General features: G+C 32.8%; 16 protein-coding genes and 5 pseudogenes. 5 read left to right on the plus strand and 16 right to left on the minus strand.

Going from position 1 to position 16,859, the window contains the following annotated elements; all coding sequences use genetic code 11:
- Positions 1–25: 25 nt before the first annotated feature.
- Positions 26–526: pseudogene (locus wTpre_RS07300) on the plus strand (hypothetical protein).
- Between the two features lie 16 nt (positions 527–542).
- On the opposite strand, the gene wTpre_RS03600 reads toward wTpre_RS07300, so the two are convergent.
- The 3 genes from wTpre_RS03600 to hemE form a co-directional block, all read right to left on the minus strand.
- Positions 543–860: a DMT family transporter gene (locus wTpre_RS03600; protein WP_068652043.1), complete on the minus strand. Its 318-nt coding sequence runs from the start codon at positions 858–860 to the stop codon at positions 543–545.
- 48 nt (positions 861–908) lie between these two features.
- Positions 909–2,102 (minus strand): pyridoxal phosphate-dependent aminotransferase, encoded by a 1,194-nt coding sequence (locus wTpre_RS03605; RefSeq protein ID WP_068652045.1) that lies wholly within the window; start codon positions 2,100–2,102, stop codon positions 909–911.
- A gap of 410 nt (positions 2,103–2,512) precedes the next feature.
- Complete coding sequence (gene hemE / locus wTpre_RS03615) at positions 2,513–3,529, minus strand: uroporphyrinogen decarboxylase (RefSeq protein ID WP_068652047.1); 1,017 nt, start codon at positions 3,527–3,529, stop codon at positions 2,513–2,515.
- Between the two features lie 402 nt (positions 3,530–3,931).
- On the opposite strand from hemE, the gene wTpre_RS03620 reads away from it, so the two are divergent.
- Positions 3,932–4,750 carry a transporter associated domain-containing protein gene (locus wTpre_RS03620; RefSeq protein WP_068652049.1) on the plus strand — a complete coding sequence of 273 codons (819 nt, stop codon included), beginning with the start codon at positions 3,932–3,934 and terminating at the stop codon, positions 4,748–4,750.
- 234 nt (positions 4,751–4,984) lie between these two features.
- Here wTpre_RS03620 and wTpre_RS03625 read toward each other — a convergent pair.
- The 6 genes and pseudogenes from wTpre_RS03625 to wTpre_RS03640 form a co-directional block, all read right to left on the minus strand.
- A pseudogene (locus wTpre_RS03625) lies at positions 4,985–6,315 on the minus strand (IS4 family transposase).
- 218 nt (positions 6,316–6,533) lie between these two features.
- Entirely contained in the window at positions 6,534–6,728 is a 195-nt protein-coding gene (locus tag wTpre_RS07390; RefSeq protein ID WP_410543213.1) for a transposase, read from the minus strand.
- Between the two features lie 139 nt (positions 6,729–6,867).
- Positions 6,868–7,203: pseudogene (locus tag wTpre_RS07395) on the minus strand (transposase).
- A gap of 198 nt (positions 7,204–7,401) precedes the next feature.
- On the minus strand, positions 7,402–7,548 hold the full coding sequence (locus tag wTpre_RS07400) for a hypothetical protein (protein ID WP_410543214.1): 147 nt from the start codon (positions 7,546–7,548) through the stop codon (positions 7,402–7,404).
- A gap of 334 nt (positions 7,549–7,882) precedes the next feature.
- A complete protein-coding gene (gene mlaD / locus wTpre_RS03635; protein WP_068652051.1) occupies positions 7,883–8,338 on the minus strand; it encodes an outer membrane lipid asymmetry maintenance protein MlaD in 456 nt (151 codons plus the stop codon).
- A 2-nt stretch (positions 8,339–8,340) separates the two neighbouring features.
- Entirely contained in the window at positions 8,341–8,643 is a 303-nt protein-coding gene (locus wTpre_RS03640) for an NADH-ubiquinone oxidoreductase subunit NDUFA12 family protein (protein ID WP_068652053.1), read from the minus strand.
- Positions 8,644–8,707: 64 nt separating this feature from the next.
- Between wTpre_RS03640 and wTpre_RS03645 the strand changes: the two genes are divergently transcribed.
- The gene (locus wTpre_RS03645; RefSeq protein WP_068652055.1) at positions 8,708–10,156 is read left to right on the plus strand and encodes a proton-conducting transporter transmembrane domain-containing protein; all 1,449 of its coding nucleotides are present in this window, start codon (positions 8,708–8,710) and stop codon (positions 10,154–10,156) included.
- A gap of 45 nt (positions 10,157–10,201) precedes the next feature.
- Positions 10,202–11,305 (plus strand): rod shape-determining protein RodA, encoded by a 1,104-nt coding sequence (gene rodA, locus wTpre_RS03650; protein ID WP_068652057.1) that lies wholly within the window; start codon positions 10,202–10,204, stop codon positions 11,303–11,305.
- A gap of 49 nt (positions 11,306–11,354) precedes the next feature.
- On the opposite strand, the gene wTpre_RS03655 is transcribed toward rodA, so the two are convergent.
- From wTpre_RS03655 to wTpre_RS06815, 7 genes and pseudogenes are all read right to left on the minus strand, one after another.
- Positions 11,355–12,602 (minus strand): IscS subfamily cysteine desulfurase, encoded by a 1,248-nt coding sequence (locus tag wTpre_RS03655; protein WP_068652059.1) that lies wholly within the window; start codon positions 12,600–12,602, stop codon positions 11,355–11,357.
- Between the two features lie 173 nt (positions 12,603–12,775).
- Complete coding sequence (locus wTpre_RS07205) at positions 12,776–12,910, minus strand: hypothetical protein (protein ID WP_256359279.1); 135 nt, start codon at positions 12,908–12,910, stop codon at positions 12,776–12,778.
- 185 nt (positions 12,911–13,095) lie between these two features.
- Positions 13,096–14,140, minus strand: a pseudogene (locus tag wTpre_RS03660) (IS481 family transposase).
- A gap of 666 nt (positions 14,141–14,806) precedes the next feature.
- Positions 14,807–14,992, minus strand: coding sequence for a hypothetical protein (locus wTpre_RS06800; RefSeq protein ID WP_245609366.1), 186 nt, complete (start codon positions 14,990–14,992; stop codon positions 14,807–14,809).
- On the minus strand, positions 14,976–15,260 hold the full coding sequence (locus tag wTpre_RS06805) for a hypothetical protein (protein WP_245609367.1): 285 nt from the start codon (positions 15,258–15,260) through the stop codon (positions 14,976–14,978). Before wTpre_RS06805 ends, wTpre_RS06800 begins: the two co-directional genes overlap by 17 nt.
- A gap of 329 nt (positions 15,261–15,589) precedes the next feature.
- The gene (locus tag wTpre_RS06810) at positions 15,590–16,183 is read right to left on the minus strand and encodes a hypothetical protein (RefSeq protein ID WP_068652061.1); all 594 of its coding nucleotides are present in this window, start codon (positions 16,181–16,183) and stop codon (positions 15,590–15,592) included.
- Positions 16,180–16,521, minus strand: coding sequence for a collagen-like triple helix repeat-containing protein (locus tag wTpre_RS06815; protein WP_068652063.1), 342 nt, complete (start codon positions 16,519–16,521; stop codon positions 16,180–16,182). The genes wTpre_RS06810 and wTpre_RS06815 overlap by 4 nt, the downstream gene beginning before the upstream one ends.
- A gap of 171 nt (positions 16,522–16,692) precedes the next feature.
- On the opposite strand from wTpre_RS06815, the pseudogene wTpre_RS07505 reads away from it, so the two are divergent.
- Positions 16,693–16,859: pseudogene (locus tag wTpre_RS07505) on the plus strand (IS5 family transposase); the annotation flags it as partial.

Here is a 16,859-nt window from a genome sequence, read left to right on the forward strand (position 1 = left end):
TTTGATATAAAAGCGAGATGAGTGAATGAACATAGGTACAATAGACAATACTCTACATAACAAAATACATTCAACAAACATTTACCGCACACACAGACAATAGATACGAAGGGTTATACAGGTAAATTTTAATTAGCGCAGAAGAAACAATAAAACTTACTGTAAACGAAGCAAAACAGTATGATAAAAGCCTAGAAAAACTACTTAACAATTCAATATTTCACGATAAGAAATTTATTCAAGCTGTTGCTAAACACCAGATATTAGAATTTCTGAATACTAATCCAAATAAGAAAGAAATCGTTGCAGAATTTAAAAATGAACATCATATCAACGAAAGAGATTTAAAAATTTTAAAGGAAGGAAAAGATTTAGTGAATAAAATAAACGATATTAACTTAATCCAACAAAATGAGATGAAATATTGAACATTAGAAAGGTACTTTCTAAATCAATAGGAATGTCCTCTTCGAGAACTAAAAAATCCAAAGCAACTTTAGTAGAAAGCCCTGAGATGGTAAAATAGACGTACTTAACTTTTCCTAATTGGAAAATAATTTTAATCCTATGATACCCAGCACTACCAAAGCAAGGGAAAATAAACGCCCCAAATTTACTGGGTCATTAAAAAAAATTATTCCTATTATCGCTGCACCTATAGAGCCTATACCAGTCCAAACTGCATAAGATGTTCCAAGAGGAATAGACTTCATTGCTAACGATAGCCAGTAAAGACTCACAGAACCGCTAACTAAAATGATTACTACTGGTATAACACGAGTAAAGCCATTGCTATATTTCAGTGCTGTGGTCCATATTATTTCAACCAAACCAGCTAATAGCAAATACAACCAAGCCATAAATCAACTCTATCTTACTGAAATAGTATATACAGGAATATTAAAAAATTAACTTAGCATTTCGCATGCTTTAGTAATATTATCACATCCAATTTCTAATTGTTCCTGAGAGGTTGCATAAGAAATTCTGATAAAATTTTTCAGACCAAATGCAATTCCTGGAACAACAGCAACTAAATGATCTTCTAATAAATATTCGGCAAAATCAAAATCACTATTTATTACTTTACCACTTTTCGTACTCTTACCCAATAAACTTTCACATGAGACAAACAAATAGAATGCACCTTGCGGAATAGATGCTGACAAGCCTGAAGCAGAATTTAGCTTTTTTACTACAAAATCTCTACGCTCCCTAAAGATTTTTGTTCTTTCTTTCAAAAAACTATGATCACCGTTTAACGCTTCAACTGCTGCTGCTTGTGCTATTGAATTTGGATTAGAAGTACTTTGAGACTGCAGTGTAGAAATAGCTTTTACTATATCACTCCTACCTGCAATATAACCTATTCTCCAGCCGGTCATTGCATAGGCTTTTGATACTCCATTGACCACAAAAACTCTGTCATAAAGTTTTGGCTCAATCTTAGCAATGGTAAAAAACTTTTCGTCGTATATTATGTGCTCATAAATATCATCTGTAACAACATTCACATGTGGATGTTTAAGCAATACTCTCGCTATTCTTTTCAATTCATCATATGTATAGACAATTCCCGCTGGATTGTTCGGTGAATTAAGAATTAACCATTTAGTTTTCTCAGTTATATTAATTTCCAGTAACTCAGGTGTAAGCTTAAAGTTTTGTTTGCACTCTACAATAACCGGTAGTCCTCCAAAAAGATTTACCATATCAACATATGAAACCCAATAAGGAGCTGGTATTATAGCCTCATCTTCAGGGTCAATTGTTGCCATAAATAAGTTAAATAACACCTGCTTAGCGCCTGCGCCGACACAAATTTGGTTCAGTGTATATTCTAGATTGTTATCCCTTTTTAACTTATTGATTATCGCATCTTTAAGCTCATGAGTTCCATCAACAGCAGTATATTTAGTTTTACCTTCATTTATCGACTGAATAGCTGCCTTTTTTATATGATCTGGAGTGTCAAAATCCGGCTCTCCAGCAGCTAAAACGCAAATTTTCTTTCCTTCGCTTTTTAATCTGTTTGCCTTATCAGTCACAGCAATTGTAGGCGACGGTTTTATCAGAGACATCCTCTTTGCAAGGCCTGGCATAATCTCACTAAAGTTAAATAAAAATGATAAACTCTACACAACAAAAAAGCTAGAAGTTTTATTATTTTACATAAAGGTTGGTATTTTTGTATTCTTAAACATAGATATTAAAAAGCTTAATAAATTAAAAAAGGCGAATAAACCCCTGTATAGCGAGTTTTAATAATGTAAATTGGCTCTGTAATAATGTGCTAACAAGCACGTTTTCTGAATATAGAAAAATAAAAAAGACATGCAGCCGCCATAATTTTTATGTAATTTACCAATAAACATTTGAGTTTTTTTACTGAATTTTTTCGTTGAGCCAAAAAATAAGGATGAATAATCTTATCGTCACAGCAAGGAAGAGAATTAGGTTTGTCAAGTAAGGTTTTCATTCCACACTCATAAAGGCTTTTTATACAAGAGTTTTAGTAGTTTCTTACTAGGTCCACTAATTCAGCAATATTTTCAACCGGAGTATCAGGAAGTACTCCATGTCCAAGATTAAATATAAAAGGTAACCCTCTAAAACAATCTATTATACGCTTTGCTTCTTCAATTGCTTCTGACTTATTGTAGGCCAAAAGACTAGGATTAAGGTTCCCTTGCAGAGGAATTTTTAGATTTTCTTTCGCCCATTCTATTGGAACATTATAATCTATACTTACTGCAGATACGACTGTTTGTTCGCAGTAATCTGTATAAAGATTTTCAGCAGAGCGCGGAAAACCTATTATTGGAAAATTGGGAAATCTACTCTTTATTGCCGAAACAATTTCCTTTGTTGGCTTGATGATGTATCTTTCAAATAGTTTCCCCTTCAATACACCAGCATTGCTGTCAAATAACTGAATAACATCTACTCCAAACTCTATCTGTTTGATCAGATAAATAATTGTCGCTTCCGTTATTTTTTTTATTATTTCCTCTAATGCGAATGGACAAAAATTTAGCACCTTGGAAAAAGTTTTACTACCACCGCCCTCTATGATGTATGAACCTACCGTCCACGGCCCTCCAGCAAAGCCTATAAGCGATTTTTCTTCTGGCAACTGGCTTCTTACTTCTTTTATAGCATTTAGGATTGGTAATGTATTAGATTCAATTCCTTGTAGACTCTTCAATTCTTTAGCACTTTCTATAGGTCTTATTATTGGACCAACACCTCGAATAAAATTTACATTACAACCTAAAATGTCAGCTATTATCAAAATATCAGAAAAAATTATCGCTGCATCCATGTCGAACCTTGTTATTGGTTGTAACGTTAACTCTGTTACCAAATTTGTGCTATAACATATCTCCATGAAATTATTCATGTTTTCCACTGCCTTACGATACTCAGGAAGAGACCTACCAGCTTGACGCATTAACCAAATAGGGACTTTTTCATTTGACTCCTTCTGGCTGATGGTTCTTGCTATTTTTGCTTTACTTCTTTTCAATCTACTTTATCTACTTTTTATCTAAACTAAAGTATAACAGTAGTAGTAGTTCTATCAATAAATTGTTATTAACTTAAAATTCAGTAAAAATTAGTATTACTTATCTTGTGAATAAATATGTTAATAACTTCTCTATACTATTGATTTTCTTTTATTATTTATGTGTATAAGTAAGATGTCTAGAATGTTAGTAATTTTCTTTTATGGAAAAAAAATACTATCATGGATTGTTATGTAATTATGTATATGTAATTGAAAAAATTGTTGATCAATTGTTAGTATTTTATTTTAACAAATAATTCACAAATTAATTTGACATTATTCACATGCTTATTAAACATTTAATAACAGTTTTCTTGATAGACCTTATCTAAAGATATTTTCACCATCAAAGGGAATAAATTGAATAAGAAAAGAACTTTAGTAGAAAAAATAGCATATAGAATTTTTCTCTTTCTCTTCAATAAAACTTCTGTGTTAAAAAAATGTGCGACTGAGGCATTAATGGGTGATCTGTCAGGTCTTGAAATACTTAATAGTCTATTAAAATTCCGTAATTGTAGTATCATGGATATAATGACTCCACGTAAGGAGATATGTGCAGTAGACATTGAATCTAGCAAGGATGAGGTAATAAAGAAGGTGAAAAACACTTACCATACTAAAATACCAACTTATAAGAATAACTTTGACAACGTAATAGGCTTTTTTTACGTAAAAGATGTCATTTTCAATAAGAATAAAGATTTTAATCTGAGAAATATTATACAAAATGTAATATTTGTTCCAGCCTCAATGAAAGCAATAAATCTTTTTGTTAGAATGAAATCTTCCAAGTCATATTTAGCTATTGTACTGGATGAATATGGCGGAACTGATGGTTTAATTTCGATAAATGATCTTATAGAAGAATTGATACCAAATATTGATAACGAGAATGAGGTAAATTCAGAACACACCATTACTGAATTATCTCAAAATAAGTTTGAAATATCGTCAAGGGCCCTTGTAAAGGATATAGAGGAAAATCTAAAAATAGAGTTGTGTGACTCTGAAGAGCATTATACCACACTTAGTGGTTTAGTTCTTTCAATTGCTGGTAAGGTACCTTCTGTAGATGAAGTTATAAGATATAAAAATGGTATAAAATTTATCATCAAGGATGCAAATGAACGATACATTAACAAAATAATACTAGACTTAAGTGATTACAAAAATTAAATTCACTATTTTTTAGTGAGAGGTACTTTATCTTGGAAGTAGGGGACATATTAGCCAGATATGCAATTTAAACAATTTCTTAATATACAAAAGTTTGTAGTTCTATACGTTACTGTTTGATAATTAAGGTGTAATAGTTTTATTGGTCCAAAGTTATAAAAATTAGTTGTTTAAATATTTTTAGCGATCTGTGAACCTCAAAAAGGGATTGTTCTATAAACCATACGCGTCAAGTTAAGGGAAAATGAGCAAATTTAGTGCACTCAAATTTGATATTCTTGTTTTTCTATATTTGTCTTTTAAGGAGAATTTTGACCAGGTTGAGGCGAGTTTTTTTTTGAGGAAAATTTGTATCTTACTGACTACACAATTTAATGTTAAGAATAGCTCTCTAACTTGCCTTTTAAGCTCAATAAATTCCTTTATTAGACTAAGTTCTGTACCCTTTTTTAGTTCTGTACAACCAACCATTCCATGAAATATAATAATTGCGCGCAATTTAGCGTATAGTTTACATAATACTCTGTATGGTTTTCCTTTAAATTCGTCAAGCCTGATGTGACTCTTATACAATTTAAATAATAATTCAATCTGCCATCTTACTCGGTAAATTATTAATACCTGCTCAGCACTAATTTTATTTTCTAGAACGTTAGTTATGAATATTAACCAATCCAGCAATTTTTGATTCTTTTGAGAAGATGTATATCCATTTGATTTTGCTAACCTATTAGCACTTCTTCTAATTATAGACTGTTCTTCAGTTAATTTTTGACATATAATTCTCACTTTAATTTTTATTTCTTTTCCTAACAGCACCTCATTTTCTAGAAACAATTTATCCTCTAAACATTCTAATAACTCTATTTTTTGATTTGTTTATATACCATATATGGTGGTATCAGATTTATAACGACTTATAAAATAAGCTCCGGCTTCATTGATTTGTTTAAAGGAACTTGGCACAAAATAACCCAAATCAGATATTAGTCAATCGTTGCTCGATATATTGCTTAAATGTCTTCTATACAACTGATCTGACCTTATTCCCTCAGTTATATTAAGCTGCTCTAATGTCTGGGTTAGGTAGTCAAAAACTAATTGTAACTTTATTCCATACTTAGTATTACTTTCATAACTACTGTAGCTATTACCATAACCTTTATATATATTTTCCATACCATTAGGTATGGCTGATATAGCTACTATCCAATAGCTTAACACTTCTAAAGTGCTTCAAAGTTCTGCAATCAACCTTTTAAGCTATTTTTAAATAAAACTAAAGACTCATTATACATTCTTTTCATAAATTCCACTGCTTCCTTGGTAAATCTAAAGTCCAGAACTTGCTTTGTTATATTTATCGAGTCTCCACTCAATAATTAACAAATTATCTCTATACTACAATTATCAATCCCTATATTACCCAAGACTATGGCTTTTACAAACGATGAGCCTTTTAGCTTCCTCTTTCTTTTTATGAATCCTGTTGTGGTTGAGATTTTATCTGCTTTTTCATTAAAAAATTCTTTGAGCTTTTTTGAGATGCAAACTATTCTTTTCATTGTATAAGTTCTCCATTTTGTTTGTTAAATTTAGAAGAATTTATATCTTCTTTTTCTTTTCTTTACACCAACTTTACCTCACTTCTTCTTAACTTTACACACATGGTTAAACAAACTGTGTGAAACCGTATTTTTAGTTGAACTCAATTTTTAACCTACAAGAAAAAAAAGATATTAAGTTGAGACGTAACCAAAGCCCAATCATGTATAGGCATAGCTCATTTTTCTCCTACCTTTTTCATAGCACAATATACCTGTTCATACAAGGTATTTGTGCTAGTAAATGAGCTCTTATTAGTAAATTTTCTGATCTGTCTATGTAACCCTTCAATAGGATTTGTGGTATAAATTAATTTTCTTACAGGGCCGGAATATTTAAAATAACTAGAAAGATTTTCCCAATTATTCTCCAAAAACTAAAGTATATTTTTCTCCCCATTTTTTCTCTAGCTTAAGCAAATAACTTTCGGCAATTTCTCTACTTACAGCACGGTATATTTTTTTCAAATCATTCATGAAAATTTTCACATCTTTGCTCGATGCATATTTCAGTTAATTTCTTATCTGATGTACAATACATAGTTGTACTTCTGCTTTAGGAAATACACTTTTTATTGTTTTAGGAAAGCTTTTTATCCCATCTACACATACAATCAGGATATCTTCTACTCCTTTCTCTTTCAAGTCATTTAACATCCCCACCAAAAAGTTAGCTCCCTCACTTTCTGCTATATAAAAGCCTAAAACTTCTTTCCTTTCATTCTGTTAATATATTCTACATATATTTACTTACGCAATGCCCGTCTTTTTTGACCTTAAAAAAACCATAAACACTATTGGATACACTGATTGCAGTGGACAACTATGCCACTCATTGATTACAGGCAATAATTTATCGGTAATACTTGATATCTCTGCTACAGATATTTTATATCTCTTCTACATGCGACGCTATATCTCTATATACCATGCCAATGGAATATGTACTTAAAACCTTTGCTTCAAGTTCGTTTGTTTGCCTTTTTCTGACTACTTGTGGCTCAAAGCTTCATTCCCTATCTCTTGGTGTCAATAACTTAAATGAACTTACACTTGTCCGTAAAGTCTTTGAATTTCTTCAATTTCTTCGGTTATTTTCTTCGCTTTTAGTCGACAAGTGATTTTTATTTCACCTTCCAGAATATCTTCCAGTATCCTTTTTACAAACGGTGTTAATGCACCATCCCTTTCCATCAATAGTCTTCTTTCTCGTATAGACGATAAGATATTTGTTTATAATTCTTTATAGTCTACCAAACCGTTAGTTCTGTTTGCTTGACTCATTGTCAAACCTCCATTTTTTGTTTCTATTTTATTGTTGCTTCTCGGTTTGATACAGTTTATTTAACACTTTCCTAAGTACGTAAAAAAAACACTCCTATACTGAAAGTACAGGCATTTATTGAGATTATTAGGAATGTAAAACCTAGCAGAAATCTTGATAATTCAAATGCTGAACAACTTTAAGCTATTGATAGAAAAATACCTTAATTGTACATAGGACAAGTTGGCTTATGTGTTCTTATTCTCACTTTGTAAACATGCCAATAATTTTATCCACTATTCCACCCATATTTGCTCCAGCTTGAGTATGAGCTATTTTACCACCGTGTGAAATTAATTTAGGATCTGCACCAGGTGATATATTAACAAATTTACTACCAACAACCCCACTGCTAGAGATTAGAGCTGAGCTATCAATCGGCAACTTTATGTCTCTGCTTATGCACATATCGATTCGTGCTATGTAGGCAGCTTTGTCGAGCGATACACCAGTTATGCTTCCGATTTCTACACCAGAGATCTTGACACTATCACCAATCTCTACACCGTTAGCATCAGTAAAAAGGCCATGCATTTTATAGCAATCCTTATAGTTTCTCTTTATGTAAGATAGCTTATTAATAGCGAAGAAGACAAGAAAAATGGTGAAAATCAATACAAATGACCCAGCAATTATTTCAAGTATATTTGACCTTCGCATCTTTAATTATTAGGATTCCAGCTTTTATAGTAGTTTTTCACCTTTTTATTTGGGTAGTATGCATCTTTTGTACCCGTTAAATTAGGAGTTTTTCCTGTATTATTAATTGGTACTGCATTATCAGTATAATGCAGCCATATATGCCATGCTGGAGGAATTGTTGTAGGCTCAGAAACATTACCATATATTACCCATCTTCTCCCTTTACTTGACTCATAGTAAGAATTTCCGTTTTCATCCCTACCTATAAGTTCACCTTTTCTCCTTAATAAGTTTGTTACTGAATTATAAGTTTTAGATAACATAAAGGTATTAAAACAAAAAGTATTGTATATACTAATACTTTAACGATGTATTAACAACAGTTTAATGCAATTACCAATTCTACAAGTTATTATACCAATAATTGCATCGATGTTCTGCTTTCTTACCAGGAAACATGGGGTGTCCTGGTTTATCTCTTTTTTTACAACGGCAGCTACTTTCTTTATTTCATTAGTGTTGCTAGTAAAAACATACAATGGTGAAGTTATAACTTATTATCTTGGAGATTGGGCTCCTCCGTACGGAATAGAGTTGAGAATCGACATATTGAACTCCTTGATTCTAACTTTGGTGAATTTTATAGCGCTTATTAGCGTGCTTTATAGCTTTTATATTAACGAAAAAGAAATTAGCAAAAACAAGATCACTGGTTTTTATTCTCTATTTCTACTGTGTTTAAGCGGACTACTCGGGATTCTAGTAACAAACGACATATTCAATCTTTATGTTTTTTTGGAAATTGCATCTCTTTCTTCTTATGTTTTAGTTTCAATAGGAAGGGATAAGAAAGCTTTAGTTGCAGCATTTGAATACCTCATTAGTGGCACTGTAGGAGCAACATTTTACTTGTTTGGCATCGGCCTTTTATACTCTATGACCGGAACGCTCAACATGTCTGACATGGCTGAAAGAATAGTACCATTATACGATAATAACATCATAAGACTTGGTACATTATTCATTTTTGTTGGTCTCTCAATAAAAATGGCACTGTTTCCACTCAGTAAATGGCTAGTTAATGCGTATAGTGGAGCACCAAGCTTCATTAGCGTATTCTTTTCAGGTACAGTAACCAAAGTGATGATATATGTTTTTATCAGAATCTTTTACAACGTTTTTCAGCAAAATTTTTTCTTACCACTGCACGATGTGATAATTATCCTCGCACTTTGCGCTATTGTATTTGGATCAATATCTGCAATAATCGAAAAAGATATAAAAAGACTATTTGCTCACTCCAGTATCAGTCAGATTGGCTATATACTTTTAATGCTGGGTTTAAATTCAAAATCAGGTTTGTTTTCAGCAGTTCTTCACATAGTAAATCATAGCATAATAAAAACGTCTTTATTCATGGTTGCAGGGTGTATCTCTTATAAATTTGGTATGACAAAGATAGAAAATTTGTCAGGACTAAAAAAGTCAATGCTCTGTACAACACTCTCATTTACTCTACTTAGTTTAGCATTAGTCGGTGTACCCTTGACAAATGGCTTTGTAAGTAAGTGGTATATGATGCAAGCAATTCTTGAATCTCATGCATGGATTTCCCTTGTAGTTTTTGCTGCTGGCTCTTTTCTTGCACTAATATATATGTGGAGGGTGGTAGAGAAAATGTATTTTGAAAATAGCGCAGCATCAAACACTAAAATGACACCTAATGAGGTACCATTTCTTATGCTCTTTTGTCTATTATTTATGGCAATTTTAACGGTAATAACTGGGATATATAGTAATCCAATTCGGTTGGTAATTAATAAATTTGCTTTTTGATTTTCTTATGTTTTATTTTATCTAAAAGTCTGTAAAGTTTTTGCTGTGGATAAGCTGAAGAAGATTCACTTATTATTAGTCATGAATGTAATAGCTCTGCTTTGCGTTGGCATTGTTGTTCAATATTCTTCTGCTGGAGGAAAGTGGGCTCCATTTGCAATTCACCAATTGGTTATATTCTCTTTCTTCCTTTTGCTTGCTATAGCTATGTCATTTATAGAGCTAGATTTTTATTTGAAGCACGCTTATTTTTTTTACATAGCAGCAGTAATTGCGCTGTTAGCAGTAAATTTTTTTGGCTCGCATATAATGGGTGCAACGAGATGGATAAGAATTGGGTCAATTAGTTTACAACCATCAGAATTTGTAAAAGTAGGCTTAATACTTGCACTTGCTCGTTATTTTAATAAACAAAGTGTGTATAAAATGATGAAATTTCAAAGTTTATTTAAGCCACTTATAATTATTTTCTTACCTGTATTCCTTGTATTGAAGCAACCTAATTTAGGAACAGCTGTAATAATATTGTTTATAGGAGCATCGATTGTATTCACAGCAATAATGGAAAGACCTCATTTAATAATTCTTGGAACGCTTGGCATTTTCTCAATACCAGCTATTTGTCATTTTTTGCGCCCTTATCACAAGCAAAGGATATTATCATTTTTGGATTCATCAGTAGATCCACTTGGAATAGGTTATAATGCACAGCAATCTCAAATAGCTATTGGTTCAGGAGGTTTGTTTGGTAAGGGGTTTGTTAATGGGAGTCAAACTCAACTTGGATTTTTGCCAGAGAAACGCACAGATTTTGCTTTTGCGGTACTTAGTGAGGAATGGGGGTTCTTAGGAAGCATGGCTTTGATTTTACTCTATACCACACTGCTTGCTATAATATTCTCCATTGCTTACAGGTCAAAAAATTACTTTTCTAAGTTAATATCTATCGGGGTTTTCGCCTTTTTTGGTGCTCATTTCTTTATAAATATCGGAATGACAATAGGCCTATTACCTATAATAGGTGACCCACTTCCATTTCTATCCTATGGCGGAAGCACAACTGCTGCGAGCTTAATATGTATAGGATTGCTACTTAGTTCCGTGATATCTACAAAGGACTTAAAGCTAAGTTTCCGATTTTACCGATAGAAAGTAGCTTAGATAACCATCACTCTGCTAATGGTTAACGTCTTATTATTCAATGAGAGTCCCATTTTACGGTGCTTAAATCTATTCCCTCTTGTACCATTTCCAAAAGAGGGCTCATCTCTCTTAGCCGTCCAACATTTTTAGTAACAAGATCTGCTGCGTATAGAACTTCATCTTTAGTTGTAAATCGGCCAAGGCCAAATCTAATTGATGAATGCTCAAGATCGTGGCCATTGTTTAGTGATCTTATGACATAAGAAGGTTCAAGAGATGCGGATGTGCATGCAGAACCAGAGCTTACTGCTAAATCCTTAATTGCCATGATAAGAGACTCACCCTCAACATAAGGAAAACTTAAGTTAAGGTTACCTGGAATCCTATTTTCGTAGTCACCATTTAAAACAACATCAGGAAATGCCTCTTTTATTTTGTTGTACAAAATATCTCTCAACTCTTCTAATTTGCTTGCTTCTATTTCCATTTCTTCTTTAGCGATACGTGCCGCTTCACCAAAACCAACTGCAAGGGGAGTAGGAATTGTTCCAGAGCGCATGCCTCTCTCCTGTCCACCACCACTAATTAGTGGCGTCAACCTAACACGAGGATTTTTTCTACGGACATATAATGCACCTATTCCCATAGGTCCATAAATTTTATGGCTAGAAAGGCTCATAAGATCAATGTTAATTTCATTTATGTCTATTGGAACTTTTCCAAAGCTTTGGGCAGCGTCTGTATGAAAAAATATATTATGCTTTCTACACATTGCACCAATTTCTTTGATAGGTTGAATTACTCCGATTTCATTATTTGCCATCATCACTGAAATCAGAATTGTTTTATCAGTGATTGCCTCCTCAAGTTTCAACAAATCTATAATTCCGTTTTGCTTAACAGACAAATATGTAACTTTAAAGCCTTCATCTTCCAGATGTCGACAAGAATCTAAAACGCACTTATGCTCTGTGCAGACAGTTATTATATGATTTCCATTATTCTTATAAAAATGAGCAATACCTTTGATAGCCATGTTATTTGATTCGGTTGCACCCGAGGTAAAGACGATTTCTTTGCTGTCTGCATTCACTAAATCAGCAATGTGCTTCCTTGCTTTTTCTATTGCTTTCTCAGCTGTCCAACCAAATGAATGGCTACGAGAGTGTGAATTACTAAACTCACCAAAATAAGGTATCATCACCTCTAAAACACGAGGATCTACTTTAGTAGTAGATTGATAATCGAGAAATATTGGTAATTTTATTTTAGTATCATGTATTTTCTCATTTTTAACATTCATAAAGCTACCAAAGAGACAAAATTTACAACTATTTAATAGCACTAAAGCTTAATTTTTTCAAGATATAATCTTGCCTAAACGAAAGTTGTCAGCGTTCTCTCCTACGTTATTACAGTATCCCTGTAATGTCGTTTTCCTATGATCAGTGTTTATTCAGCTAGGTCAAATATGCGCTAGGCAACCCTACTAGCGCCAGCAGTTTCCTGCTGTCCATTTGTTAAGACTGGTTTATCAACTTGAGTATCAGGCTTGGACAATGCATATATTGCACTGCCAACTACTAGCGCTATAGCTGCAGTTTTAGCCACTGCTATTGGTGTAGAGGGGTTTTGACTCAGCTGTAACTACTACAGTTGCAGAAAGTGCTTTTGCTATTAAAACACCTGATAATGCAATTGCACTACCGGCAAGAAAACCTTTCGCAATTGCTGTATGTAACAGTTTAGACTTGACCTGACAGAAGAATCGAAGAAGTCAAAACCGACATCAGAATCTATTTTAATGTTATCAATATTTTTTTTTGGTAAGCAATATGAATACTATCAAAAAAGGTCTGCATAGGAATAGCAATACTTACTGGAATGAGGTCTATCTCTGTTATAAGAATGCAACCAATGATCGACATCTAATTGAAGCTCCTCCAAAGTACTATAAATCTTTTTCCTAAAGATAATATTGTAACATTCATCTTGCATAGTTCTATGAAACCTTTCACATATACCATTAGTCTGTGGAGAATAAGCTTTGGTTCTAGAATGATCAATATTTTCTACTCTCAAACATAACAGGTACGCATGATTCCCTAGTTTACCACAATACTATGTACCAAGATCAGTTAAAATGCGTAGCAATGGAACTTTCTGTTTATCAAAAAATGGTATAACTCTATCATTGAGAAGATCTGCAGCTGTGATAGCAGTTTTCTCCGTATAAAGCTTAGCGAAGGCCACTATAGAGTAGGTGTCAATAAAAGTTTGTTGATAAATTCTTCCAATACCTTTGATATTGCCTACATAATAGGCATCTTGATTACCTAAGTATCCAGGGTGTTGTTTCTAACATTGGCTTCTTTTTGTTCCTTAGTTTTTTTTCTAAAGCAGCAACTTGCTCCTCTGTTAAAATTATACCGTCTTGGACCACCTTTGCTTCCAGGGCTTTCAATCTCTTTTTAAAATTTTCGAGATCGTTTCTTTGCCATATTGACCTTATACCACTAGCAGATATTAGAATTCCTTTTTTCTTTAATTCATTAGCTGCTCTTTCTTGTCCATATGCTGGAAACTCTACTGCTATTTTAACTACTGCTTCTTCTGTATCCTTTGGTACTCTATTGGTAAGTAATGGTTTGCTTTTGTTTATCTCATATAATGCTTTTCCCCTCCTGTTTCATATAGCTCTTTGAAGCGGTAAAATGTATCCCTTGCATACCCCATTACTTTACACGCTTGGGATACATCTCCTAATTGCTTTGCAAGTTCTAGTAACCCCAACTTTGGTTCTAGTGTTTTTCTTGTGTTGTACTCATTTCTGACACTCATTTATAATTTATTTATATTTTTATCTTGCTTCATTAAGCTGTTAGATCAGGTCTAAACTGTTACACTTTGACGCGTATACTTTCTTCAATATTTTAGCTATCTGTATCTGTTCAGATGCATGCAAATATTGAAACCAGTGTTTCTTTTCTTATCATCCGAGTACTGGGAACCAGAAGACTCAGGTAATAAGAACCAGATTACAGCGCCACGCGCTGGAATGACACCTTCATAAACTGCTAGGTATTCATAATATCATGCCAGTACTAGTATCCAACTAAATTGGTGAACACTTTACAGCATTTTTGATGGAAAGAACTAGATGCCAGTGTCAAGAACTGACCCATTTTTCCTTAAGTTTTTGCAGCTTGTGTTCTATTACAAAACCACTACTGTACTCACGAGCGGTAAAATGGTAGCCAATCTAAACTAAAAAGTATACATTTACGCTGCTTGAAAGTCTACTCGATTCAATTTTAAAAACAATTAATTGAAACAATTGTAATATACCTTGTATGCGATTAAAATAGCTCTGGAATAGTATAAAGTACTATGTCTTCATTGAAGAGAAATTCATCTGTTGTTTTTTACTCTTTATTAATTTTATAAGAATCATAAACATTGTAGTCTACTTTTGTATGGTAATCACAATACTGAAACTTACCCTCTTTAATTGAAAGAGCCAAATTGATCAATTAATGTAGCCATTTTCTTACCTTTTCCACTTTTTGTTAATTCAAATACATCAGCTGGGCAGTGGCCTGAAGAATCTTGATTAGTAGTTCCTTTCACAATAAAAAACGATGGTTTATCGTTAAGTAACTTGCAGAAATCGGGCTTATATTCCTTTTTCATACAGTTTAAACTTATATAATTGATATTTATTTGGAACATTTGAGTATTGAGAATCGTACTTTTTATGTTCAAAAAACTTATTACCTAAGAAATTACAAAACGTTAATTGATAATCATCATTACTACTGGACTTGACTACTTTAAGATAATGAAAGTCTCTAGGAATTTTTATCTCTTCTTCTGTAACGTGATTATGTATGACCAATTGATCATCAAGCATGCAGTAACCTATTTTCGGTAAAGTAGCCACAAGCTTACCGTTTAACATGATATCTTATGGATAGATATTGTCCGATAACTTCTCTCCTTGCTGCAAAGTAAAATTCTGCTCTGCCTTAGCTGTTGCTTCCGATGTACTGCATTGCTCAGTTTTAATTAAGTTTTTTATTATTGTTGATATCTCACTGATTTCTAATATATCATGTTCATTTTTTGTGTATTGCTACTTATAGTAACTACCATCTTCACATACTGGAAGACATTTTCCTTCTTTATCTGATATATAGATATAATCACCTTCTATTGTAAAATAAAGTCCACCTTTTTTTATAGAGCGGGTTTTTATCCTCTATTTTAAATATATGTTTTTCCATGATATTAACTTAAATAACCGACAACTTGCTGATTAATAGCACTGAGGCTACTAGGAGAAGAGACATAACTCATAAAACTCCTTGGCTGCTCATTATTTGCCACTATTTTTTCAGTGTTAACGAAAGCTCTTTGTTGCTCATTTTCTTTTAATCTTTTTTTTTCCATATGATCTTTAAAAGCAAACAAACATTTATTAGTTTGTTTGTAATTAGGGAATGATTTTTTTGCAGTTACACACAAGAACTTCAACAACTCATTATGATTTTCATCATTAAGTAATGACTTATTGATAATGGTTGATTGCAGTTCCACTGGATCAAAATTTAGACTTTGCTTTAAAATGCCACATTTCACAGCTGTTGCTCCCAATACTTCTTCAAATTTTGTTACAACATCTGCTGCATCTATTATTTTTGCCACTTCCTGTATTTCATTTTTTACTTTATATTTGTCCTGTCCTATCGCCGGGTAAAAGAAATTTATTACTTGAGATATAAATGAAGTTGGTCTTCTTGCTCCGCTTGTCAATGATGATTTTTTAGTTTCCCTCCTTCTTCTGCGTGCACTACAAACATGATCTGCAGGATTTGTTATCAAAACATATCTTTTACACTACTATACAATACTTCCGCATTTTCTGCGAATTGAAGTGCTTGATCAGCAGAATCTTCAGCTTCTCCTGTAAGATTTACTGTTTGATTGTGTAGTATTTCAACCTTATCTTCCGTATCTTTAGCTTGTTTAGCAAAACCTTCTGAAGCATTTTTAGCTGCCTCTTCTGCTTTTTTAGCATCCAGAGTTTCATTTTTTGCTTTTCTTATCTCACGTAAAAACTGATCAGCTAATGTAGCACCTATTCCATCTTCTCCCTTGGAACCTGGCAATCCATTCGCACCTGGTTCTCCTTTTTCACCTATATCACCTTTTATTCCCATAGCTCCTTCTAATCCTTTAGGACCAATATCTCCTTTTAATCCGTCTATACCGGGCTGGCTTTGTTGAATAGCTAGTGTTGGTAGAGGTTATTGTAAGAAGAAAAGCTTTTCAATATATGACTACTAACGAATTTAGTTGTAGAATAGGCATTTTCCAAACAAGTATAACTTATGCCGCAAAAAATGAGAGTAAGTAACCAAAGAGAATATAACGAATTTCTCAAAAAAAAGAGGAAATATTTTTCATTTTGTTAATCAAGCTATAGAAAATTGGTATGAAAATAGTCCAAAAGTTGCAGGTGGCAATATCACTTATAGTGATGAGGTTGTAATTTTAA

The sequence above is a fragment of the Wolbachia endosymbiont of Trichogramma pretiosum genome (assembly GCF_001439985.1).
Taxonomy (GTDB): domain Bacteria; phylum Pseudomonadota; class Alphaproteobacteria; order Rickettsiales; family Anaplasmataceae; genus Wolbachia.

Bases quoted from the DNA above. Each gene is read 5' to 3' on its own strand.
- mlaD (WP_068652051.1), bottom strand. From the start codon at position 8,338: ATGCGAAGGTCAAATATACTTGAAATAATTGCTGGGTCATTTGTATTG.
- wTpre_RS03655 (WP_068652059.1), bottom strand. From the start codon at position 12,602: ATGAATGTTAAAAATGAGAAAATACATGATACTAAAATAAAATTACCA.
- wTpre_RS03605 (WP_068652045.1), bottom strand. From the start codon at position 2,102: ATGCCAGGCCTTGCAAAGAGGATGTCTCTGATAAAACCGTCGCCTACA.
- wTpre_RS06805 (WP_245609367.1), bottom strand. From the start codon at position 15,260: ATGTTAAACGGTAAGCTTGTGGCTACTTTACCGAAAATAGGTTACTGC.
- wTpre_RS03645 (WP_068652055.1), top strand. From the start codon at position 8,708: ATGCAATTACCAATTCTACAAGTTATTATACCAATAATTGCATCGATG.
- wTpre_RS06800 (WP_245609366.1), bottom strand. From the start codon at position 14,992: ATGAAAAAGGAATATAAGCCCGATTTCTGCAAGTTACTTAACGATAAA.
- wTpre_RS07400 (WP_410543214.1), bottom strand. From the start codon at position 7,548: ATGGAAAGGGATGGTGCATTAACACCGTTTGTAAAAAGGATACTGGAA.
- wTpre_RS06815 (WP_068652063.1), bottom strand. From the start codon at position 16,521: ATGGGAATAAAAGGTGATATAGGTGAAAAAGGAGAACCAGGTGCGAAT.
- wTpre_RS03600 (WP_068652043.1), bottom strand. From the start codon at position 860: ATGGCTTGGTTGTATTTGCTATTAGCTGGTTTGGTTGAAATAATATGG.
- wTpre_RS03640 (WP_068652053.1), bottom strand. From the start codon at position 8,643: ATGTTATCTAAAACTTATAATTCAGTAACAAACTTATTAAGGAGAAAA.